Here is a 20,733-nt window from a genome sequence, read left to right on the forward strand (position 1 = left end):
CACCCGCCCCGGGGCCCTTCGCGCGTGCGGGCACAATATGAGCCATGACCGACCGATCCGCCGACCTCCGCGCCCGCTGGACCGACGCGCTCCTCGGCGCCCGCGGGGAAGCGAGCGGCCCCGACCCGCTGCCGTACGGGGAGAACCTGCTCGCGCGCTGGGCCGAGCCGCAGCGGCGGTACCACACGACCGGCCATCTGGTCGCGGTCCTCGACCACATCGACACCCTCGCCGTTCACGCGGACGATCCCGACCTCGTGCGGCTGGCCGCCTGGTTCCACGACGCCGTGTACCTCCCCGACCGCTCGGAGAACGAGGAGCGCTCTGCCCGCCTCGCCGAGCGCGCCCTCCCGGAGGCCGGGCTGAGCGAGCGGGCGACCGCGGAGGTGGCCCGGCTGGTGCGCCTGACCACCACCCACGCCCCCGACGAGGGCGACCGCAACGGCCAGGTGCTGTGCGACGCGGACCTGGCGATCCTGGCCGCCGCCCCCGACGCGTACGCCGCGTACGCGGCGGCGGTGCGCGAGGAGTACGCCTTCGTCCCGGACGAGGCCTTCCGCGACGGTCGTGCCGCGGTGCTCCGGCAGCTCCTGGCCCTGCCGCTGCTGTTCCGTACACCGCACGGCCGGCAGGAGTGGGAACGGAAGGCCCGCCACAACCTCACCGTGGAGCTGGAGCTGCTCGCCGCGTCCTGATCCCGCGGCCCGGCCGGGGAATTCCAGGCTTCAACCACCTGTTGGCAACTGTCATGCCCGACCCTTCCGAACGCTCCGCCCGCGCCCGTATGCCGCTCGCCGTCTACATCCTCGGCCTCTCCGTCTTCGCCCTCGGCACGAGCGAGTTCATGCTCTCGGGGCTGCTGCCGCCCATCGCGGCGGACATGGACGTGTCGATCCCCCGGGCCGGGCTGCTGACCTCGGCGTTCGCGGTCGGCATGGTGGTCGGCGCACCGCTGCTCGCCGTCGCGACGCTACGACTGCCCCGCAGGACCACTCTGATCACGCTGATCTCCGTCTTCGGCGTCGGCCAGGTCGCCGGCGCGCTCGCCCCCACCTACGAGATCCTTTTCGCTTCCCGGGTCATCAGCGCGCTCGCCTGCGCCGGCTTCTGGGCGGTGGGCGCGGCCGTCGCCATCGCGATGGTGCCCGTGACCTCGCGGGCCCGGGCCATGGCCGTCATGATCGGCGGACTGTCGATCGCCAACGTCCTCGGCGTCCCCGCGGGCGCGTTCCTCGGCGAGCACCTGGGCTGGCGGTCGGCGTTCTGGGCGGTCGGCGCGGCGTCCGCCGTGGCGCTCGTCGGCGTACTGATGCGGATCCCGCACATCCCACTGCCGGAGCAGAAGCCGCAGCTGCGGAAGGAGCTGACGATCTACCGGGACCGCCAGGTCTGGCTGGCCGTGGCGATCACCGCGCTGGCTGCGGGCGGCGTGTTCTGCCTGTTCACCTACCTCAGCCCGCTGCTCACCGATGTGGCGGGGCTGGACGCCGGCTGGGTGCCGACCGTGCTCGCGCTCTTCGGCATCGGCGCGCTGGCCGGCTCGACGATCGGCGGCCGGGTGGCCGACGCGCACCTGTTCGGCGTGATGCTCAGCGGCATAGCCGGGTCGACGGTGCTGCTGGCGGCGATCGCGCTGTTCGCCTCGTACGCGGCGGCGGCCGTGGCACTTTCGTTCCTGCTCGGCTTCTCCTCGTTCTTCACCGCCCCGGCGCTCAACGCCCGGATGTTCAACGTCGCGGGCGCGGCGCCGACGCTCGCCGGTGCGACGACCACCGCGGCGTTCAACCTCGGCAACACCGGCGGACCCTGGCTCGGCGGTGTGGTGATCGACGCGGACCTCGGCTTCCCGTCGACGGCCTGGGCGGGCGCGGCCATGATGGTCGTCGCCATCGTCCTCGTGGCGGTGGCGATGCGGCTCCACGGCAGCTCACGGGTGGTGTCCCAGTCGGTCCCCGTCGAGCGATCCGTCTCGGCGGAACGCGTCTGACCGGGGCACGTCTTCGCGGACCGCGTCTTCGCGGACCGCGTCTCCGCGGACCGCGGCCGAGCGGAAGAACGCGTGGAGCGGACACCGCGCCCGAGCGGAGGAAAACGTCCGGGCCAGGCGGATCCCGTCCGGCTCGGACGCCTCAGACGGAACGCCCCTTGGGCCGGCGCAGCCCCGCGCCCGTGAGGCGGCGTACGAGCTCCTTCGAGCCCACCTCCACCGCGCCAGCCGCGACAGCGTCCGCGTAACGGTGCGAGGGGACGTCGTAGTGGTCGCGTTCGAAGGCGCGCGGCGGGCAGCCGATGGCCGCGGCGAAGGCGTGGAGCTCGTCGAACGACACGTCACTGACCAGGTGGGACCACATCCGGCCGTGACCCGGCCAGGTCGGCGGGTCGATGTAGACCGTCACGTCAGGCCACCTATGGGGGCCACCACCACGCCCGCCTTCCCGCACACCCAGTGCGGGTCCGGCCCGAGCTCCGGCTGGATCTCCAGGGCGTGCGGGTCGCCGGCGTCGCACACCGGGCACAGCGGCCAGCGGCCGTGCCGCTCCAGCAGCGAGTCCTGGACGTCCTGGGCGACCAGACCGGCGACGTACTCGACGCCCTCCGGCCACTGCTCGACCCACCAGCGGCGGTGGGTGACCGCGTCCTCGACCATGGAGACGACTCCTGCGTCGGCCACGTCGCGGGCGGCCAGATCGGCGATGACCAGGGCCCGGGCCCGGTGCAGAGCCTGTTCCAGTGGGTTCGAGTCGTCCATGCCCCCATTGTCTCCGGGTCTTGACGCCACCCGAAACGCGAAAATACCTTTCAAGTGTGACCAATCCAGTGAAGGAAATTTTCAGCGGTGACGCTCCCGCCCCCGCCGCCCTCGCGGCCAAGGTGCGCACGCTCTCGCCGTCCATGACCCGTTCCATGCAGCGGGTCGCCGAAGCCGTCGCCGACGACCCGGCCGGCTGCGCGGCCCTCACGGTCACCGGCCTCGCCGAGCTCACCGGCACCAGTGAGGCCACCGTGGTCCGCACCGCCCGCCTGCTCGGCTACCCCGGCTACCGCGACCTTCGCCTGGCGCTCGCCGGTCTCGCCGCCCACCAGGAATCCGGCCGGGCGCCTGCCATCACCACCGACATCGCCGTCGACGATCCCATCGCGGACGTCGTCGCCAAGCTCGCCTACGACGAGCAGCAGACCCTCGCCGACACCGCCGCCGGTCTCGACACCGTCCAGCTCGGCGCAGCGGTGGCCGCCGCGTCGACCGCCCGCCGCATCGACATCTACGGCGTCGGCGCGTCCTCGCTCGTCGGCATGGACCTCGCGCAGAAACTCCTCCGCATCGGCCTGATCGCCCACGCCCACGCCGACCCGCACCTCGCCGTCACCAACGCCGTGCAGCTGCGCTCCGGTGACGTGGCCATCGCGATCACCCACTCCGGTTCCACCGGCGACGTGATCGAGCCGCTGCGGGTCGCCTTCGACCGCGGCGCGACGACGATCGCCATCACCGGCCGCCCCGACGGTCCGGTCTCGCAGTACGCCGACCATGTGCTGACGACGTCGACCGCCCGCGAGAGCGAGCTGAGGCCGGCCGCCATGTCGTCCCGCACGAGCCAACTGCTCGTCGTGGACTGCCTGTTCATAGGCGTGGCCCAGCGTACGTACGAGTCGGCTGCCCCTGCCCTCGCCGCCTCGTACGAAGCCCTCGCGCACCGCCACAGCCCGCGCACCCGCTGACCGAACCCCCGCGTACCAAGAAAGCCGAGCCGCTCTACATGACCTCCACCTACGGTGAACTCCGCGCCCAGCTGGCCACTCTCACCACCGAGGCGTTCCGACCCGAGCTCGCCGACATCGACCGGCTGCCGACGCTCGAGATCGCCCGGATCATGAACGGCGAGGACGCGACCGTCCCCGCCGCCGTCGCCGCGCAACTGCCCGCCATCGCCGCCGCGATCGACGGCACCGCGGAGCGGATGTCCCGCGGCGGCCGGCTGATCTACGCGGGGGCCGGCACGGCGGGCCGACTGGGCGTGCTCGACGCCAGCGAATGCCCGCCCACCTTCAACACCGACCCGTCGGAGGTCCTCGGCCTGATCGCGGGCGGCCCGACCGCGATGGTCAAGGCCGTCGAAGGCGCGGAGGACAGCAAGGAACTGGCCGCGGCGGACCTGGACGGCCTGGAGCTCACGGCCGACGACACGGTGGTCGGAATCTCGGCGTCAGGCCGCACCCCGTACGCCATCGGCGCGGTGGAACACGCCCGCGCGCTGGGCGCGCTCACCATCGGGCTCTCCTGCAACGCGGACAGCGCGCTGGCCGCCGCCGCGGAACACGGCATCGAGGTCGTCACCGGGCCCGAACTCCTCACCGGCTCCACCCGGTTGAAGGCGGGCACGGCACAGAAGCTGGTGCTCAACATGATCTCGACGATCACGATGATCCGCCTCGGCAAGACCTACGGGAACCTGATGGTCGACGTCCGCGCGTCCAACGACAAACTCCGCGCCCGCTCCCGCCGCATCGTGGCGCTGGCGACGGGGGCGTCCGACGAGGAGATCGAGTCGGCCCTGGAGGCGACGGACGGCGAGGTGAAGAACGCGATCCTGGTGCTCCTGGGCGACGTCGACGCCCCGACGGCGGCCACCCTCCTCGCCCGCACCTCGGGCCACCTGCGCGCGGCCCTCACGGCCTCGTCCGCCACCTGACCCACGCCCCGGCCACTTCGGGCCCAGTGGGCGCCGGGGCACACACCTCACGGCCCCGCCGGTGCCGGGGCACACCCACGGCTCCGCCGGCGCGGGGCCACTCAAGCCTCGCCGGCGACTGAGGCGCGGAGCTCGGGGCAGAGCCCCGACGACCGGACCACGCCACGTCGCCGACCGCCCGCCGGAACTCACAGCACGCCCTCCGGGCGTGTCCTCAATCGCCGGACGGGCTCAAGTGCCCGCCCTGCGACACCCGACTCCGCCCGCGCCCGGACGACTTCAAGCCCCGCCGGCCATCGAGGCGCACCTGCAGCCCGCCTGCGCCCGGGCCCACCCAGCCCCGCCGGCGATTGAGGCGCGGGGCCCGGGGCAGAGCCCCGGCGGCCGGGACGTGCTACGCCGCGTCCGCCGTTCGTTCCTTCACCGTCACCCGCCCCTTGCGGATCGTCGCGATCCGCCTCGTCCGGCGCGCCAGCGCCGAGTCGTGGGTGACCATCACGAACGTGAAGGCGTGCTCCTCCCACAACGCCTCCAGCACCTCCATGATCTCGTCGCGCATCGACTCGTCCAGGTTTCCCGTCGGCTCGTCCGCGAGCAGTACCGCCGGCCGTTTCACCAGCGCACGCGCGATCGCGACCCGCTGCTGCTGGCCGCCGGACAGCTCGCCGGGCAGGTGCCGCAGCCGCTCGCCGAGACCGACGGACGCCAGCGCCTCCGCGGCACGTTCCCTGCGTTCGCGAGCCTTCAGACCCGGCAACGGCACGAGCGCCGTCTCGACGTTCTCCTGCGCGGTCAGCGTGGGAATCAGGTTGAAGCTCTGGAAGACGAAGCCGATCTTCTCCGCCCGCACCCGCGTCAGCCTCGCCTCCGGCAGGGTCGCCAGATCCGTCCCGTCGAGGACCACGCTGCCCTCGCTCGGCCGGTCGAGGCCGCCGAGCATCTGCAGCAGCGTGGACTTGCCGCCTCCCGTGGGGCCCTGGATGACGAGCCGGCCGCCGTCCTCGATGGTCAGGTCGACGCCGTCGAGGGCGTTCACGCCGTCCTTGCCCCGCCGGTAGCGCTTGGTGACGCCACTGAGCTGGTACATCATCAACTCCTGCTTGTACGTGGAAGAGAAGGGGCCCGGTCCTGGCCGGGTCACTCGACGCGGCGCAGCGCGTCGGCGGGCCGCAGCCGGGACGCCCGCCAGCCGCCGAAGCCGCCAGCGACGAGACCACCGGCGACGGCGAGGGACACGGCGAGGCCGATCGTGGTGAGCGAGACGGGCGCGGTGAGCGCGATGTCGAGGGCGCGGTCGGCCGAGTCCCGCAGGGGTCCGCCACCGCCGCCGGGACCGGCGACCCGGAGGCCGCCCCCTCCGCCCGGCGCGCCCGCCCCGGCGCCGCCGCCGAGCTGAGCGGTGAGCGTCGGGCTGAAGGTGGTGATCAGCCACGCCCCGGCGAGCCCGAGGGCGATCCCGAGCCCGCCGCCGACGAGCCCGTTGACCAGGGCCTCGCCCGCGACCTGCCGTGTCACCCGGCCGCTGCGCCAGCCGAGCGCCTTGAGCGTGCCGAACTCCCGTACACGCCGGCTGACAGCCGAGGACGTCAGCAGTCCGGCGACGAGGAACGCCGCGGCCAGCACGAGGACGGAGAGCCACTTGCCGACGCCCGATGCCAGGTCGGACGCCGTGGACAGCGACCCGGAGACCGTCTCCGCGAGGTCGGCGGAGGTGGTCACGGTCGTACCGGAGATGTTCTTCTGGATGGTCTCCTTGACGCCGTCGATCTGCTGCGAGTCGGTCACCTGGACGTAGACCGTGGTCACCTTGTCCTTGGCGTCGGCGAGTTCCTGCGCCTGGGCCAGCGGGAGGTAGACGTTGGCCGCGGCGTCGCCGCTGTCCGCGGTCGCGATGCCGATGATGTCGAAGTCGGTGCCGGAGACGGTGAGTTTCTTGCCCGGCCCGAGGTTCTTCTCCTTGGCGTAGGCGCTGTCGAGGACGGCGACCCGCGCGTCGGTCTCGTTCTCCTTGAAGGTCCGCCCGGAGGTGATCGTCGAGGAGGTCAGGGGTCCGAGTTCCTGGTGGGCGACGTCCGTTCCGTACGCCGTGTACGAGTCGACGTCGAAGTCGGCCCCGCCGCCGCGCACGGCGCCGCCGCCCGCGCCCGGCCCGCCCTGGCCGGGCTTCTGCTGCACCGCCCCGCGCTTGAACTCCCCGTTGACCTTCATGACGTTGACGCTCAGCCCGCCGACCGCGCCCGCGACGCCGTCCTGCTTCGCGACCTCGGCAACGGTCGAGGAGGCGAGGGTCTCGAAGCCCTGGACCATCACGATGTCGCTGCTCTGCTCCGCGTCGTCGCCCTCGTCCTTGGCGTCGAACCGGAAGCGGGGGCGCCGCACCGTCTCGCCCTCACCGGGCGGCTCGGCGGCCTTGGTGACGGTCATGTCGGTTCCGAGTCCGTACAGCGACTCCAGGACCTTGTCCTGGGCGCGGTTCATCCCGGACGACACGGAGTTGACGACGATGACCAGCGCGATCCCGAGGGCGAGCCCCGAGGCGACGACGAGCGCCGCTTTTCTGCGGCGGCGGAGTTCACGCCGGAGGTAGGTGAAGAACATGGCGTGACGGTATGGACGCGGCGTGATGAGGAGTTAAGGCGACGATGAGAGCCCCATGAGTGTTCCGATCGAGACCTGACCGCCGAGGGCGAAGGCACTGGGGCACGTTGTGCTGCCGCAGCCTGCCGCCGGCACGCCGCGCCGGCTCGGGGCAGGGGCGGGCCGCGGCTCAGCACTGCAGGCCAACCCCCGGCAAGTTCACCAAAGAAATTCTGCAAAACTTCTTTTGCAGAACCCCGTGCCCGCTCTACGCTCGCCCGGTGACCGATGACCACGAACACCGCCGCCGCGTACTCGATCCCCGTCAGGACGCCGCCGCCCTCAAGGCGCTCACCCACCCCCTGCGGATCCGGCTGCTGGGCCTGCTGCGCATGGAGGGACCGGCCACCGCGAGCGAACTCGCCGTCAGGACGGGCGAGTCGTCCGCGTCGACCAGCTACCACCTGCGGGTGCTGGCCAAGTACGCGTTCATCGCGGAGGCCGAGCACCGCGACGGCCGCGAGCGGCGCTGGAAGTCCGTCCACGAGGTCACCAGCTGGAGCAACGCCGCGATGGCCGGCTCACAAGAGGCGCGGGCGTTCGTCGACGTGGCCCGCCGGGCCCAACTCGACCATCTGGAACGCTCCCTGGCCCGGCACCAGGAGGACCTCGACACCGGCAGGCTCGACGGGGAGTGGCTGGAGCCGTCCGGCTTCACCGACCTGGTGGCCCGCCTCACGCCCGAGTCGCTCACGGAACTGTGGGCGGCGTTCGAGCGCACCGTGAACGAGTTCGCCGCCCGCGACGCGGGCGACGCCCGCGCCGAACAGGTCGTGCTCTTCACGGCCGGGCTGGCACTCGCCCCGGAAACCGGGGCGCGCGGCACAAGGCCGAACGCGGGAACAGACAGCGCCGAGGCCGTCACGGAGAAGAAGTCGGCCACGGAGGACGGCTCATGAAGCTGCTGGACCCCCGCACCGCCCGCCGCCGCTTCGTCACCGTCGCGTTCCTCTTCTGGCTCCCCGTCGGCCTCTACATACCGTCCCAGGTCCTGCTCCTGACCGAACGCGGCATGAGCCTCGCCGTCGTCGCCGGACTCTTCGCCGTCCACTCCCTCACCGTGTCCCTCATGGAGCTGCCCACCGGCGGGCTGTCCGACGTCCTCGGCCGCCGGTCCGTCCTCGCCGCGGCGGGCCTGCTCAATCTGTGCGCCCTGACCTTGATGGCGCTCGGAACCACCGTGTGGGCGCTCGCCGTCGCCATGTTCCTGATGGGCTCCGGCCGCGCCCTGTCCAGCGGCCCCGCGGAGGCCTGGTACGTGGACACCGTCCAGGCCCACTCCGGCGCGGGCGCCGAACTGCGCACCGGCCTGGCGCGCGGCAACACCGCCTCGGCCGCCGCGCTCGCCGCCGGAACCCTCCTCGGCGGGGCGCTGCCGCTCCTGCTGGGCCTCGGCCCCGACCCGGGCGCCCGACTGGCCGGCGCCACCGGCGGCCTCGTACTCCCGCTGTCGGTACCCGGCCTGCTCGGCGCGGCCGTCGGCGTCGGTTTCGTCGCATACGTCCTCACCGCCCTGCCCGAGCCGCCCCGCCCGCCGGCCACCCTGCGCGGCGTGCTCCGCGGCGTCCCGGCGACGATGCTGGGCGGGCTTCGGCTCGGCGTCACGGAGTCGCTCGTCCGCCGGGTCCTGCTGACCGCGGCCGCCGCCGGCGCGGCGCTCGCCGCCGTCGAGCTCCTCACCCCCGGACGGGCCGCCCGGCTCACGGGCGCCCCCGAGTCCGGCGCTGTCCTTTACGCCGCACTCGCCTGCGCCGGCTTCCTGTGCACCGCGGTCGGCAGCCACTGCGCACCTCTGACCGCACGGCTGACGGGGAGCAGCGAGCACGCGGTGCTCGCCGCCCTCGGTGTGAGCACGACCGGACTCGCGCTCCTCGGTGTGACGGCCGCCTGGGACGGCGGCCCGGCACCGCTCGCCCTGGCCGCCCTCGGATACGCCCTCGTCTACCTGGGTCTCGGCGCGGCGGGTCCGAACGAGAACGACCTGCTGCACCGTCGCGTCGACAGCACGGTCCGCGCCACCGCCCTGTCCGTGAAGTCGTTGGCGCTCCAGTCGGTCGCCGCGCTGACCGGCCTCGTGGCCGGCTCCCTGCCGGTCGGCCCGCTGCCGTGGCTGGTGGGCGCGACCGCACTGCTGCTCGGCGCACTGCTGTGGACCCGCCGGGCGAAGCCCGCCACCGCCGCGTATCCGTCGCCCGTCCTTCCCTCAGAAGAAGTCGTCCTGACCGCGTCCGGGTCGGGACCCGTCCCGTGCTGCGGGAGCCGCGTCGCCGCGCCGAGGGCTCGCCACAGCGGCGTGATTCAGCCGGCGTCGTCTCCACCAGAGCAGCAATGCGGCTGCCGCTAGGCCCACGGGCAGCAGACGCAGGGCCGACGCGCCGACGGTCGAGGGCTCTTCCTGCGGATCGCGGTCGGCCGCCTGACGCGGTGCGGGGACCTGCGGTTCGCGGTCGGCCGCCTGGCGCGGTGTGGGCGCGCCGAGCCAGATCGCACCGTTGCCGTCGGCGGACGGCGCGCTCAGCGAGCGGTCGACCCTCTCGGGAAGGTTCGCGTGGGCCGCGGTGAAACGGTCGCCCGAGACCTGCGCGACGGGGATTCTCGTGAAGTCGACACCACCGTAGACATAGTTGCGTACATAGGTGGTCCCGCCTTCGGTGGTCCTGTCGGTGACCTTGAACTCGCCCTTGGTGTACGAGTCGACGAACCGGTCGAAGGTGTCGGTGGGCTTCCAGCGGCCGTCGCTCCGCCAGTTGTCGATGTCGCCCGTGTCGATGAGGTCGCCGTAGGTGGTGTCCTTGCTGCGGCTCAGGTCGCGGTACCACTCGGCGGCGACCCGGGCGAGGTAGACGCGGCGTAGTTCTGCGTACTCGGGCGCGGTGTTGATGGCCTTCTTGAGCTCGGGAAGGATCAGGCCTCGGAAGTGCTGCTCGTTGTGGTCCTCGGTGGCCTTGCTCTGCTGGGGACATGTACCGGTGGCGGACTCGCCCCGCTGCTTCAGGTACTGGGTCTCCATCTTGACGTCGAGGGGCGCGTCGAGGATGTAGAGCTTGTCGCCGTCCTGGCGGACCGATGCGGGTGCGGGCAGGATCCACGTCCGGTAGGACATGCAGTTGCCCTGGATGCCGTCCCAGAACGTCCGGCCTCGTGCGGTGTGGGGGTGGATGAGCTTGCCGATCGTCTTCTTCATCTGCAGATCGGACTCGAGCAGGACGCGTCCGGCGTCCGTACGTCCGAGCCGGTCGTCGACGATGCGGTCCGGCTCGTCGGGATTGAGGTTGACCCAGAAGGCCGACGGGTCGAGGGAGAGCCAGACGAAGAAAGCGTCCGAGCTGCCCTCCGCGGCGTCGAGGCCCGCCCCCGGAGAACTGCCGCCGTCGGCGGAGAGGGGTGCCTGGAAGGAGTACTGCAGACCGCTGCCGTCGCCGGGGTCGGCGAGATAGCGCAGTTGCAGGGACGAGAAGTCGATCCCGCCGGGCGCCTCGGGCACCGGTTGCGTCAGTGCTCGGGTCAGGCCGCCCGCGGTGTCGTTCGCGGTGTTGTTCTCTCCGCACGGGTCGGCCGCCTGCGGGGCGTTGCGCGGAGCGGTCAGCGCGACGGTCGTCAGCCGGGAGCGGAGGCCGAGGGCCTGGCCGTCACACGGTTCGGCGGCGCGGGGGTTCCGGAAGAAGCGGTTCTCCTTCCTGTTCTCCGCCAGGCGCTGACTCTCCGCCGCTTTGCGCTCCTTGATCAGCGTCTTCTGTGCCGCCACCTCCCGGGCGACGGTGGTCTTCTCGGCGCGGGCACTCGCCTTTGCGCTGTCGATCAGCCCGTTGAGCTCGTCGGCCGCCCCCTTGCCGTTCACGACGGCGTAGATGACATCGGTGGTGGCCGGGATCCGGCCGGCGCACCGACCTTTGCACGGCGAACGGTCGCTGTAGATCACGAAGAGCCGGTCCTGGGGCACCGGTTTTCGCACATCTCGGCTCAGGAAAGCCAGGTCCCAGACGAGGATGTTCAGTTCGGAATGGTTGCCTTCCGCTTCCGCCGAGGCCTCGTTGGCGTGCGGGACTACGGCAAACTTCTCGATCCCGGGGCGTTCGTCCATGCGTAACCGCTCGTACAGCGCCGGGTCGTCGTGCTTCAACGCGGCGGTCTCCACCACCTCCAGGCCCCGGGTGTCCACGTCGTCGAGTCCCGTGATGTCCACGAACCCGATCGCGACGTTCCGGCTCCCGTCGATCCGACGCGGGTTCTTGCCGCCGTCGAGCTGCGACCGGTGGCCCCACACCGCCTGCCGGTGCACGTAGGACCGGTGTCCCAGGGGGTCGCTGTACCAGTCGCCTTCGATCCGGGTCAGCGATCTCCCGGACGGAGCGGGCTTGCGCTCCTTCTTCCCCCCGTCGGCCGTGAGGTTGCGGGTGTGGCCGGGCGACTGCGTCTGCGCCCCGGCGGACGCCTGCGCGGAGCCGCCGCCGGTGCCCAGTAACAGCCCGAACATCAGCACGGACGCGGCCAGAGCCCGCGGTCCGGTGCGTCCTCTGGTCAATGACATGTCGCTCCCCCTGTTTTCGTCCGCGCACGGCGAGCCGTGGCCGGTCCGTCGGGAGAGGACCTTCCCCCCGTCCGGTGACGAGAACCTGAGACCGTGCCAGACGGCACGCGCCGAGGCGTCGGCCGCCTCAGCCGCGCAGCGTCACTCCGTACCTGGCGCGCAGGCGGGCGATCTCCCACCACGCCACCGCCGTCACCGACGCCGGGCCGCCGAGGACCGCGCAGAACTGGACGACCGGCGGCCCCGGCGGCGCCCCGGCCATGGCCAGGTTGATCGCCGCGAGTTCCCACACCAGGACGCCGGTGAGCAGGGCGGGGAGAGCCGCGTGCGCGTCGGCCGTGTTGAAAGCGGTACGCAGCGCCGTCGTCGACGCGAAGACGACGAAGAACAGCACCCACAGCACCGGCAGCAGCAGCGCGAGTGTGATCAGCGGGCTGAGACGGCTGCCCTCGTAGCTCCGGCCGAGGAGCATCGCGCCCGCGAAGAGCAGTGGTACGGCCGTGAAGGCGCCGAAGTACCAGAGCACCGAGCGGACCGCGGGCCGCAGCCTGGCGCGCATGCCGGGCCGTGCGTGCGGCGGCGCGAGCCGGAAGAGGACGAGGATCACCACGGGAGCGGTGAGGAGCAACAGCCACGGCGTGACGACCAGCCGGAACAGATACTGGTCCTGCACCTGTGCCCAGTCCGCCTCGGTCCCGTAGGCGGCGAGGATCAGGAAGGACGCGACCAGCGCCACCCAGGCCCTGGTCTTCTGCACGCGCCACACCTCGGGGTCCTGGTACCGCCGGTGGCTGTGCGCGGGGAACCGCAGCCTCGCCTGACGGCGGGCGGACCTGGCCAGCGGGTAGCCCAGCAGCACCATCAGAGCCGGCCACACACAGAGCAGGCCGATCACCCAGAGACAGCCGGGCATCCGGCGCACATGCCGCAACACCTCGCCCAGCGGCGGCCATTCGTCCTGGCGGAACTGCTGCCACAGCGACGGGGGCGGACCGTAGGGAGGGTACGGGTACGGCCCCGGACGAGGCGGCGGCCCCGGATACGGACCCGGCCCCCGATACGGCGCGGGCTGCGGCGGCACCCCCGGATGCGGTGGAACTCCTGGATGCGGCTGTCCCGCCCGCCGGTACGGATCCTGTCCCCCGAATGTCACGCCTGCGCCCTTCCTGGAGTGGTCCGCCGATCATTCCAGGAGAGCGAACTGCCGTGCACAGCCCGGCACATGGCGGGCCGGCGACACCACATCCACACCCAGCGACGGCAGGGTCACCGACACCCCCGCCAGGCCCTCCCTGAGCCGGGCCACCGCCTCCTCGGCGATCCGCGACCGGTCCGCCGTCCGCGACCCCGCCGAAGACCGCGGCCTGTCGGCGGACCGCACCACTGCTGCCATGAGCACCACACCTCCGCGCCGCGCAACCGCCGGGTATCCGATCTCCTCACCCCGCGTGTCCGGGTGCGGCCCGGCCTTCCGGAGCAAGTTGACAACAACCCGCTCGACGACGGTCCCGGGCGTAAACTGGGCCGCATGAGCCGACGACGACATTGATCCACCGCAGCGGGTCCTGGAACGGGCTGTCGCGGGCCGCCGCGCGGGTGAGCACCCGGCGTCCCCCGTCCGTTCCGCAGAAGGACCACACGCATGCTCACCGTTTCGTCATGCCCGCCGGACCCCCGCGTCCGCGGCGTCCGCCGGCTCGAGCGAAGGCTCTACGCCTACGCGGGTCTTGAGGACTTCGTCCTCCTCTACCCCCTCTACGCCCTGCTCTTCGCCGAACACGGCCTGACCACCGCCGAGATCTCCTCCCTCTTCGCCATCTGGTGCGTCGTCGGCCTGCTGGTCGAGGTGCCGTCGGGCGTCTGGGCCGACGCGGTGTCCCGCCGCGTCACGCTGGTCGCCGGCCCGCTGCTGACCGCCGTTGGATTCGCGCTGTGGGCGCTGACCCCCTCCTACGCGGCCTACGCCGCCGGCTTCACGCTCTGGGCGGTCGGCGGCTCCCTGCGCTCCGGCTCGATGGAAGCGCTCGTGCACGACGAACTCGAACGGCTCGGCGCGGCCGACCGCTACGGCCGGATCATGGGCCGGGCCGCCGCCTTCGGCATGGCCGCGACGGCCGCGGCCACGGCCGCCGCCGCGCCCGCGCTCGCCTTCGGCGGCGACGCGCTGGTGTGGGCCGGGAGCATCGGCGCGTGCCTGCTGTGCGCGGCGGCCGGCGCGACGCTCCCCGAGCACCGCGCCACCGCCCACCACGACACCGCCGAACGGCCGGGCTACCTCGCCACGTTGCGTTCCGGGCTGGCCGAGGTGCGCGGCAGCCGTCCCGTCCGGCGGGCGATGGTACTCGCCGTGGTGATCACGTCGATCTGGGGCGTGCTGGACGAGTACGTGCCGCTACTCGCCGCCGCCACGGGTGTCGCGACCGAGACCGTCCCCCTGCTGGTGCTGGTGGTGTGGGTGGGCGTGACGCTCGGCTCGCTGCTGGTGACGGCCGGCGAACGGCTGTCGGTCCGGGCGACCGGGGCGCTGGTCGCGGCCGCGGCCATGGCGCTCGCGGCGGGCGCGCTGTCGGGCACGCCCGCCGGATTCGCCCTGCTCGCCGTCGCGTTCCTCGTCTTCCAGCTCGCGGACGTGCTGGCCGACGTACGCCTCCAGGCCGCGATCACCGGCAGGAGCCGGGCGACCATCACCTCGCTGACGGGCCTCGGCACCAACATCGCCTCGCTACTGGCGTACGGCACGTACGCGGCACTGTCGCCGTACGCCTCCCACGGCACGGTCTTCGCGCTGCTGGCCGTGCCGTACCTGCTGGTGGCCGCCGTGATGGGCCGGCCGCGTCCGGCGCCGGCCCCGGCCGGTCAGGAGGCGCAGTAGCGGTCCCGCGCCGGGCGCTCCCCGGTGAGCAGGAAGCGGGTCACGGTCGCGTCGCCGCACTCGTTGCCGTTGTCGACGTAGGACCCGTGGCCGGCCGCGTCGACGACGACCATCCGCGCACGGTCCCCGAAGGCCGCCCGCATCTTCTTCGCGCCCGCGAGCGGGGTGGCCACGTCACGGTCGTTCTGGACGAGGAGGACGTTGGACGGGCCGTGCGGCGTGACGCGGACGGGCCGCTCGGTGGGGCCGAGGTCCCAGAAGGCGCACGGCATGACGTTGACGGGCATCCCGGCCGTCAACGGGTGGCGCTCACGGCTGTCGGCCACGGCCTTCTCGTAGGAGGCCTGGTCGTCCCCCCAGGCGTCCACGTCGTTGCAGATGGTCCCGGCCGACGCCGCCACCGTGTTCTGCATGGCCTCGTCCGGCAGCGTGTTCGGGGCCGGCAGCGCGGCCCCGGAGCGGGCGGCTGCGATCAGGCGGGCGACGACCGGGAAACGCCTGGGCGAGTAGAGGCTGTCGAGCAGCGTCTGACGCAGCACGTTGCCGTTCAGCTCCTCGGGGTTGGCGCCCGGCCAGGGGATCGGCGCGCGGTCCAGGCGGGCGGCGAGGGCGAGGAAGAGGGGCCGCACCTCCTCCGGTGTCGCCGCCAGTCGGTCCGGGTTGGCGGGATCGGCGGCCCAGGCGGCGAAGTCGGGGAAGACGTCCTCGACGCCGACCGCGTAGTTCGCCAGCCAGCCCCGCGCGACCCGCTCCGGGTCGGGGTCGTCGTTGCTGTCGAGGACCCAGCGGTCGGTGCGGTGGGGGAACATCTGCGCGTAGGCGGCGCCGGCGTAGGTGCCGTACGAGACGCCCCACGCGGACAGTTTCCGCTCCCCGAGCGCCTCCCGGACGCGGTCGATGTCGCGCGCCTCGTTGCGGGTGCTGACGGTGCGCAGGACCTCGCCGCCGTTCTCGGCACAGGCGTCGGCGAGGCGGCGGCCGGCGGCGACGTTGTGGTCGACGGAGCCGTCGGGCGCCGGCCAGGGGCGCAGCCGCTCCATGGCGAGGTCTTCGTGCGGGAGATCGCAGCTGACGGGTGCGGACCGGCCGACGCCGCGCGGGTCGAAGCTGACGACGTCGTACGCGTCGCGCACCGACTGCGGCAGGGCCTTCCCCCGCCGGGAGGGCTCGTGCAGACCGGGGTTGCCCGGTCCGCCGGGGATGATCAGCAGCGTGCCGCGCCGGGCCTCGGGCTTCTCGCTGCGCAGCCGGGACACGGCGAGCGTGATGTGCGGCCCGCGCGGCTCGGCGTGGTCCAGCGGCACGGACACCGTCCCGCACTCCTGGCGCGGGTCGAGCCCGGTCCCGGGGCACGGGCCCCACCGGACGGCCGACGCCGGCCGGGCGGTCGCCTCTGCGGACGGCGCGGGGAGGGCGACCAGCGTGGTCGCGAGGGCGGGCAGCGTCAGCGCGACGGTGACGGCGGGCCGGAGACGGAACGTTCGAGTGATTGCCATGGCACGACCCTCCCGGATCCGCGCGCCCGGCCCCACGGGACCAACTCCCGTATCCGGCAGGGGGTTTGCCCCACCCGCTCGGGCCGGTCACCCCCAGGGCGGCTCCGGCGGCGGTCGTGGGCGCACGTCCTGCCCGTGCGCCGCCGGGGAACGCCCGAGGGCGGCACCCCCGTGCAGGGGTGCCGCCCTCGGTGTGAAACCGGTCTGCCGATCCGCGGGCGGATCAGAAGTCCATGTCACCGCCCGGCATGCCGCCCGGAGCGGCCGCGGCGGCCTTCTCCGGCTTGTCGGCGATGACGGCCTCGGTGGTCAGGAACAGCGCCGCGATGGAGGCCGCGTTCTGCAGAGCAGAGCGGGTCACCTTCGCGGGGTCGATGATGCCCTCGGCGATCATGTCGACGTACTCACCGGTCGCGGCGTTCAGGCCGTGGCCGACGGGCAGGTTGCGCACCTTCTCGACGATGACGCCGCCCTCGAGACCACCGTTGACGGCGATCTGCTTGAGCGGGGCCTCCAGCGCGAGCTTCACGGCGTTGGCGCCGGTCGCCTCGTCGCCCTGGAGCTCGAGCTTCTCGAAGACCGAGGAGGCCTGGAGCAGGGCCACGCCACCACCGGCGACGATGCCCTCCTCGACGGCCGCCTTCGCGTTGCGAACGGCGTCCTCGATGCGGTGCTTGCGCTCCTTGAGCTCGACCTCGGTCGCGGCGCCGGCCTTGATGACGGCCACGCCGCCGGCCAGCTTCGCGAGGCGCTCCTGGAGCTTCTCGCGGTCGTAGTCCGAGTCGCTGTTCTCGATCTCCGCACGGATCTGGTTGACGCGACCCTGGACCTGGTCGCTGTCACCGGCACCGTCGACGATCGTGGTCTCGTCCTTGGTGATGACGACCTTGCGGGCGCGGCCCAGCAGGTCCAGGCCGGCGTTCTCGAGCTTGAGGCCGACCTCCTCGGAGATGACCGTGCCGCCCGTGAGGATGGCGATGTCGTTCAGCATGGCCTTGCGGCGGTCGCCGAAGCCCGGGGCCTTGACGGCGACGGACTTGAAGGTGCCGCGGATCTTGTTGACGACAAGGGTCGACAGGGCCTCACCCTCGACGTCCTCGGCGATGATCAGCAGCGGCTTGCCGGACTGCATGACCTTCTCCAGCAGCGGAAGGAGGTCCTTCACGTTGCCGACCTTGGAGTTGACGATCAGGATGTACGGGTCGTCCAGGGACGCCTCCATACGCTCCATGTCGGTGGCGAAGTACGCCGAGATGTAGCCCTTGTCGAAGCGCATACCCTCGGTGAGCTCGAGCTCCAGACCGAAGGTCTGGGACTCCTCGACGGTGATGACGCCTTCCTTGCCGACCTTGTCCATGGCCTCGGCGATGAGCTCACCGATCTGGACGTCAGCGGCGGAGATGGAGGCGGTGGAGGCGATCTGCTCCTTGGTCTCCACGTCCTTGGCCTGCTCGAGCAGGGCGCCGGAGACGGCCTCGACGGCCTTCTCGATGCCGCGCTTCAGGGCCATCGGGTTGGCGCCGGCGGCCACGTTGCGCAGGCCCTCACGGACGAGCGCCTGGGCGAGAACGGTCGCGGTGGTCGTACCGTCACCGGCGACGTCGTCCGTCTTCTTGGCGACTTCCTTGACCAGCTCGGCGCCGATCTTCTCGTACGGGTCCTCGAGCTCGATCTCCTTGGCGATGGAAACACCATCGTTGGTGATCGTGGGGGCGCCCCACTTCTTCTCGAGGACGACGTTGCGACCCTTGGGGCCAAGGGTGACCTTGACGGCGTCGGCGAGCTGGTTCATCCCGCGCTCGAGACCGCGCCGTGCCTCCTCGTCGAACGCGATGATCTTGGCCATGTGAAGTGGTCCTCCCGGACTGGGGTGGATTGCTTCGGATCGCATCCGGCGCCCGCGACGGACGGCCTGCGCGCCTTGTGGTTCCTTGCCCCACCCGGCTCGCGGGCCTCACCGACCCGATCCAAGTTCTGTCACTCTCACTGGGAGAGTGCTAACGCCAATGATTAGCACTCGACCCATGAGAGTGCAAGCGCCTTCGAGCAAGGCCGCCCGGTGGAGGGCGGTCGGACGAGGGGTGGGCGCAGGCTTCCTCGAGGGACGCCGCGGCCGGCGCCCGGCGCCCGCGACGGTGTCCGGACACGCGTGAGGGGCCCGCTTCCCGGTGGCCGGGAGGCGAGCCCCTCATGCGTGAGTGCGTCGGTGGCCGATCGCGCCTCGATCAGTTGGATCAGACGGCGAGCTTGACCATGTCCGCCTGCGGACCCTTCTGGCCCTGCGAGATCTCGAATTCGACTCGCTGACCTTCTTCAAGGGTGCGGTAACCGTCCATCTGGATCGCGCTGTAGTGGACGAAAACATCCGCACCACCGTCGACCGCGATGAAGCCGTACCCCTTCTCCGCGTTGAACCACTTGACGGTGCCCTGAGCCATGCCTAACTCCCCTATTACTGGCCCTTGCGCAGGACCGCACTTCGCGGACCCGGGTCAGACCTCCACCCCAGCAGGAGGGGTGTGCGCCGGAACGCGTCGACCGCGGCTGAATGTATCTGCCCAACTGCCCTCTGCAACAGGTCAATCGGACGAGAAATCTGGGCAGTACCGAACGACCGATCCGTGTCAATTCATGGAATTCCGGGGCAAGTCGGGCCCGGCAAATAACGCCTAAGTGGCAATTCGATCGCATGGTTCGGCCGCATTCTTGCGGAAGTTGAAGGCATTCTCGAGCGGCCGGCGAAGGGGGCTTCCCAAACTCTACCGCGCTCAACCATGCAGAATTGCCCCCTCCGCTTCTCTCGCGGAGGGGGCAATTTCAGTAACTGCGGGTAAATCTCTGGGGAGAGCTCAGCGGCCGCTCCCCCTGAATCCGTCAGCCGCCGGCGACGGCGGGAATGATCGACACGCCCGCACCGTCCGGCGTGGCCGTCTCCAGGCCCTGCTCGAAGCGGACGTCGTCGTCGTTCACGTACACGTTGACGAACCGGCGCAGCTTGCCCTGGTCGTCCAGGACGCGGGCGGCGATGCCCGTGTGGTTCTTCTCCAGGTCCGCGATGACCTCGGCGAGGGTCGTGCCCTCCGCCGGGACCTCGGCCCGGCCGCCCGTGTACGTACGGAGGATGGTGGGGATGCGGACGTTGACGCTCATGTTCGTCACCTCTCGGCGGAGTACGGCGTGGCAGTGCGGAGCAAGGTTCTCAGTGGGCGGCCAGGCCCGCGTCGCGGAACGCGTCCAGGCTCGGGCGGATGACGGCGGTCGCCTGGGAGGTCTCCGCGACGGCGTCGAGGGTCTTGAGACCGTCGCCGGTGTTGAGCACGACGGTGGTGAGCGCCGGGTCGAGCAGGCCCGCCTCGATCAGCTTCTTCGTCACACCCACCGTCACGCCACCGGCCGTCTCGGCGAAGATGCCCTCGGTGCGGGCCAGCAGCTTGATCGCGTCGACGACCTGCTCGTCGTTGACGTCCTCGACGGCCCCGCCCGTGCGGCGCGCGATGTCCAGCACGTACGGGCCGTCGGCCGGGTTGCCGATGGCGAGGGACTTGGCGATGGTGTTCGGCTTCTGGGGCCGCACGACGTCGTGGCCGGCCTTGAAGGCGGTCGACACCGGCGAACAGCCCTCGGCCTGGGCGCCGAAGATCTTGTACGGCTTGTCCTCGACGAGCCCGAGCTTGATCAGCTCCTGAAGACCCTTGTCGATCTTCGTGAGCTGGGAGCCGGAGGCGATCGGGACGACCAGCTGGTCCGGCAGCCGCCAGCCGAGCTGCTCGCAGATCTCGTACGCGAGGGTCTTGGAGCCCTCCGCGTAGTACGGGCGGAGGTTGACGTTGACGAAGCCCCAGCCCTCGCCCAGCGGGTCGCCGATGAGCTCGGAGCAGAAGCGGTTCACGTCGTCGTAGTTGCCCTCGATGCCGACGAGCTCGCCGCCGTACACCGCGGCCATGACGACCTTGCCCTGCTCGAGGTCGTGCGGGATGAACACGCAGGAGCGGAAGCCGGCCCGCGCGGCGGCGGCGCCGACCGCGCCCGCGAGGTTGCCGGTGGAGGAGCAGGACAGGGTGGTGAAGCCGAAGGCACGGGCGGCCTCGAGGGCCTGGGCGACGACCCGGTCCTTGAAGGAGTGCGTCGGGTTGCCGGAGTCGTCCTTGACGAACAGACCGCCGGTGACGCCCAGTTCGCGGGCGAGGTTGTCGGCCTTGACCAGCTTGGTCCAGCCCGGGTTCAGGTTCGGCTTGTCGGCCACGTCGGCCGGGACGGGCAGCAGCGGGGCGTAACGCCAGATGTTGGCCGGGCCCGCCTCGATCTGCTTCCGGAGCTCTTCGGGGCTGCCGCTCGGCAGGTCGTAGGCGACTTCGAGCGGCCCGAAACACTCGGCGCAGGCGAAGATGGGTCCGAGTTCGAAACGCTGTCCGCACTCGCGGCACGAAAGTGCGGCGGCGGGGCCGAGGTCCACGGACGTGGACGAGGTGGCGGAGGTGCTGGTGCTTGCGACGGTCTGCGCAGCCATGA

At 71.8% G+C, this 20,733-nt stretch carries 18 protein-coding genes; 7 read left to right on the top strand and 11 right to left on the bottom strand.

Going from position 1 to position 20,733, the window contains the following annotated elements:
- The first annotated feature begins 44 nt into the window (after nt 1-44).
- Together ACWGH4_RS05540 and ACWGH4_RS05545 are read left to right on the top strand one after the other, a co-directional pair.
- Entirely contained in the window at nt 45-695 is a 651-nt protein-coding gene (locus tag ACWGH4_RS05540) for an HD domain-containing protein (protein WP_453455931.1), read from the top strand.
- 89 nt (nt 696-784) lie between these two features.
- Nucleotides 785-1,987 carry a Cmx/CmrA family chloramphenicol efflux MFS transporter gene (locus tag ACWGH4_RS05545; protein ID WP_453456008.1) on the top strand — a complete coding sequence of 401 codons (1,203 nt, stop codon included), beginning with the start codon at nt 785-787 and terminating at the stop codon, nt 1,985-1,987.
- Between the two features lie 142 nt (nt 1,988-2,129).
- Here the strand turns inward: ACWGH4_RS05545 and ACWGH4_RS05550 are convergent, their stop codons facing one another.
- Both ACWGH4_RS05550 and ACWGH4_RS05555 read right to left on the bottom strand, forming a co-directional pair.
- Entirely contained in the window at nt 2,130-2,396 is a 267-nt protein-coding gene (locus ACWGH4_RS05550) for a DUF4031 domain-containing protein (protein ID WP_441266726.1), read from the bottom strand.
- The gene (locus tag ACWGH4_RS05555; protein WP_453455933.1) at nt 2,393-2,749 is read right to left on the bottom strand and encodes a hypothetical protein; all 357 of its coding nucleotides are present in this window, start codon (nt 2,747-2,749) and stop codon (nt 2,393-2,395) included. The genes ACWGH4_RS05550 and ACWGH4_RS05555 overlap by 4 nt, the downstream gene beginning before the upstream one ends.
- Before the next feature lie 56 nt (nt 2,750-2,805).
- On the opposite strand from ACWGH4_RS05555, the gene ACWGH4_RS05560 reads away from it, so the two are divergent.
- Both ACWGH4_RS05560 and murQ read left to right on the top strand, forming a co-directional pair.
- Nucleotides 2,806-3,720: an SIS domain-containing protein gene (locus ACWGH4_RS05560; protein ID WP_441266728.1), complete on the top strand. Its 915-nt coding sequence runs from the start codon at nt 2,806-2,808 to the stop codon at nt 3,718-3,720.
- 38 nt (nt 3,721-3,758) lie between these two features.
- The gene (gene murQ, locus ACWGH4_RS05565; protein WP_453455937.1) at nt 3,759-4,691 is read left to right on the top strand and encodes an N-acetylmuramic acid 6-phosphate etherase; all 933 of its coding nucleotides are present in this window, start codon (nt 3,759-3,761) and stop codon (nt 4,689-4,691) included.
- A 394-nt stretch (nt 4,692-5,085) separates the two neighbouring features.
- Here murQ and ACWGH4_RS05570 read toward each other — a convergent pair whose 3' ends face one another.
- Both ACWGH4_RS05570 and ACWGH4_RS05575 read right to left on the bottom strand, forming a co-directional pair.
- Nucleotides 5,086-5,778, bottom strand: a complete 693-nt coding sequence (locus tag ACWGH4_RS05570) for an ABC transporter ATP-binding protein (protein WP_453455940.1) — start codon at nt 5,776-5,778, stop codon at nt 5,086-5,088.
- A gap of 50 nt (nt 5,779-5,828) precedes the next feature.
- Entirely contained in the window at nt 5,829-7,289 is a 1,461-nt protein-coding gene (locus tag ACWGH4_RS05575) for an ABC transporter permease (protein ID WP_453455943.1), read from the bottom strand.
- A 260-nt stretch (nt 7,290-7,549) separates the two neighbouring features.
- Between ACWGH4_RS05575 and ACWGH4_RS05580 the strand changes: the two genes are divergently transcribed.
- Together ACWGH4_RS05580 and ACWGH4_RS05585 are read left to right on the top strand one after the other, a co-directional pair.
- Entirely contained in the window at nt 7,550-8,227 is a 678-nt protein-coding gene (locus ACWGH4_RS05580) for a helix-turn-helix domain-containing protein (RefSeq protein ID WP_453455946.1), read from the top strand.
- Complete coding sequence (locus ACWGH4_RS05585; protein WP_453455949.1) at nt 8,224-9,672, top strand: MFS transporter; 1,449 nt, start codon at nt 8,224-8,226, stop codon at nt 9,670-9,672. The genes ACWGH4_RS05580 and ACWGH4_RS05585 overlap by 4 nt, the downstream gene beginning before the upstream one ends.
- A 2,311-nt stretch (nt 9,673-11,983) precedes the next feature.
- Here ACWGH4_RS05585 and ACWGH4_RS05590 read toward each other — a convergent pair.
- Nucleotides 11,984-12,769, bottom strand: coding sequence for a hypothetical protein (locus ACWGH4_RS05590; protein ID WP_453455952.1), 786 nt, complete (start codon nt 12,767-12,769; stop codon nt 11,984-11,986).
- Between the two features lie 270 nt (nt 12,770-13,039).
- Nucleotides 13,040-13,249 carry a hypothetical protein gene (locus tag ACWGH4_RS05595; RefSeq protein WP_453455955.1) on the bottom strand — a complete coding sequence of 70 codons (210 nt, stop codon included), beginning with the start codon at nt 13,247-13,249 and terminating at the stop codon, nt 13,040-13,042.
- Nucleotides 13,250-13,498: 249 nt separating this feature from the next.
- Between ACWGH4_RS05595 and ACWGH4_RS05600 the strand changes: the two genes are divergently transcribed.
- Entirely contained in the window at nt 13,499-14,728 is a 1,230-nt protein-coding gene (locus tag ACWGH4_RS05600; RefSeq protein ID WP_453455958.1) for an MFS transporter, read from the top strand.
- On the opposite strand, the gene ACWGH4_RS05605 is transcribed toward ACWGH4_RS05600, so the two are convergent.
- The 5 genes from ACWGH4_RS05605 to thrC all read right to left on the bottom strand — a co-directional run bounded on the left by ACWGH4_RS05605 (nt 14,713) and on the right by thrC (nt 20,731).
- The gene (locus tag ACWGH4_RS05605) at nt 14,713-16,224 is read right to left on the bottom strand and encodes an alpha/beta hydrolase (protein ID WP_453455961.1); all 1,512 of its coding nucleotides are present in this window, start codon (nt 16,222-16,224) and stop codon (nt 14,713-14,715) included. The genes ACWGH4_RS05600 and ACWGH4_RS05605 overlap by 16 nt on opposite strands.
- Before the next feature lie 223 nt (nt 16,225-16,447).
- Nucleotides 16,448-18,070 (bottom strand): chaperonin GroEL, encoded by a 1,623-nt coding sequence (groL, locus tag ACWGH4_RS05610; protein ID WP_005315739.1) that lies wholly within the window; start codon nt 18,068-18,070, stop codon nt 16,448-16,450.
- A 388-nt stretch (nt 18,071-18,458) separates the two neighbouring features.
- Nucleotides 18,459-18,662, bottom strand: coding sequence for a cold-shock protein (locus tag ACWGH4_RS05615; protein WP_005315736.1), 204 nt, complete (start codon nt 18,660-18,662; stop codon nt 18,459-18,461).
- A gap of 436 nt (nt 18,663-19,098) precedes the next feature.
- Nucleotides 19,099-19,374: a MoaD/ThiS family protein gene (locus ACWGH4_RS05620; RefSeq protein ID WP_441266738.1), complete on the bottom strand. Its 276-nt coding sequence runs from the start codon at nt 19,372-19,374 to the stop codon at nt 19,099-19,101.
- A gap of 49 nt (nt 19,375-19,423) precedes the next feature.
- A complete protein-coding gene (gene thrC, locus ACWGH4_RS05625) occupies nt 19,424-20,731 on the bottom strand; it encodes a threonine synthase (protein ID WP_453455965.1) in 1,308 nt (435 codons plus the stop codon).
- Between the last annotated feature and the right edge of the window lie 2 nt (nt 20,732-20,733).

The organism is Streptomyces sp. NPDC054847 (assembly GCF_053610925.1).

Excerpts from the sequence above, each read along its gene's own strand:
- ACWGH4_RS05615 (WP_005315736.1), bottom strand. The coding sequence starts at position 18,662 with ATGGCTCAGGGCACCGTCAAGTGGTTCAACGCGGAGAAGGGGTACGGC.
- ACWGH4_RS05600 (WP_453455958.1), top strand. The coding sequence starts at position 13,499 with ATGCTCACCGTTTCGTCATGCCCGCCGGACCCCCGCGTCCGCGGCGTC.
- ACWGH4_RS05585 (WP_453455949.1), top strand. The coding sequence starts at position 8,224 with ATGAAGCTGCTGGACCCCCGCACCGCCCGCCGCCGCTTCGTCACCGTC.
- thrC (WP_453455965.1), bottom strand. The coding sequence starts at position 20,731 with ATGGCTGCGCAGACCGTCGCAAGCACCAGCACCTCCGCCACCTCGTCC.
- ACWGH4_RS05620 (WP_441266738.1), bottom strand. The coding sequence starts at position 19,374 with ATGAGCGTCAACGTCCGCATCCCCACCATCCTCCGTACGTACACGGGC.
- ACWGH4_RS05555 (WP_453455933.1), bottom strand. The coding sequence starts at position 2,749 with ATGGACGACTCGAACCCACTGGAACAGGCTCTGCACCGGGCCCGGGCC.
- ACWGH4_RS05545 (WP_453456008.1), top strand. The coding sequence starts at position 785 with ATGCCGCTCGCCGTCTACATCCTCGGCCTCTCCGTCTTCGCCCTCGGC.
- ACWGH4_RS05590 (WP_453455952.1), bottom strand. The coding sequence starts at position 12,769 with ATGCCCGGCTGTCTCTGGGTGATCGGCCTGCTCTGTGTGTGGCCGGCT.
- ACWGH4_RS05570 (WP_453455940.1), bottom strand. The coding sequence starts at position 5,778 with ATGTACCAGCTCAGTGGCGTCACCAAGCGCTACCGGCGGGGCAAGGAC.
- ACWGH4_RS05605 (WP_453455961.1), bottom strand. The coding sequence starts at position 16,224 with ATGGCAATCACTCGAACGTTCCGTCTCCGGCCCGCCGTCACCGTCGCG.
- ACWGH4_RS05575 (WP_453455943.1), bottom strand. The coding sequence starts at position 7,289 with ATGTTCTTCACCTACCTCCGGCGTGAACTCCGCCGCCGCAGAAAAGCG.
- ACWGH4_RS05595 (WP_453455955.1), bottom strand. The coding sequence starts at position 13,249 with ATGGCAGCAGTGGTGCGGTCCGCCGACAGGCCGCGGTCTTCGGCGGGG.
- ACWGH4_RS05540 (WP_453455931.1), top strand. The coding sequence starts at position 45 with ATGACCGACCGATCCGCCGACCTCCGCGCCCGCTGGACCGACGCGCTC.
- murQ (WP_453455937.1), top strand. The coding sequence starts at position 3,759 with ATGACCTCCACCTACGGTGAACTCCGCGCCCAGCTGGCCACTCTCACC.
- groL (WP_005315739.1), bottom strand. The coding sequence starts at position 18,070 with ATGGCCAAGATCATCGCGTTCGACGAGGAGGCACGGCGCGGTCTCGAG.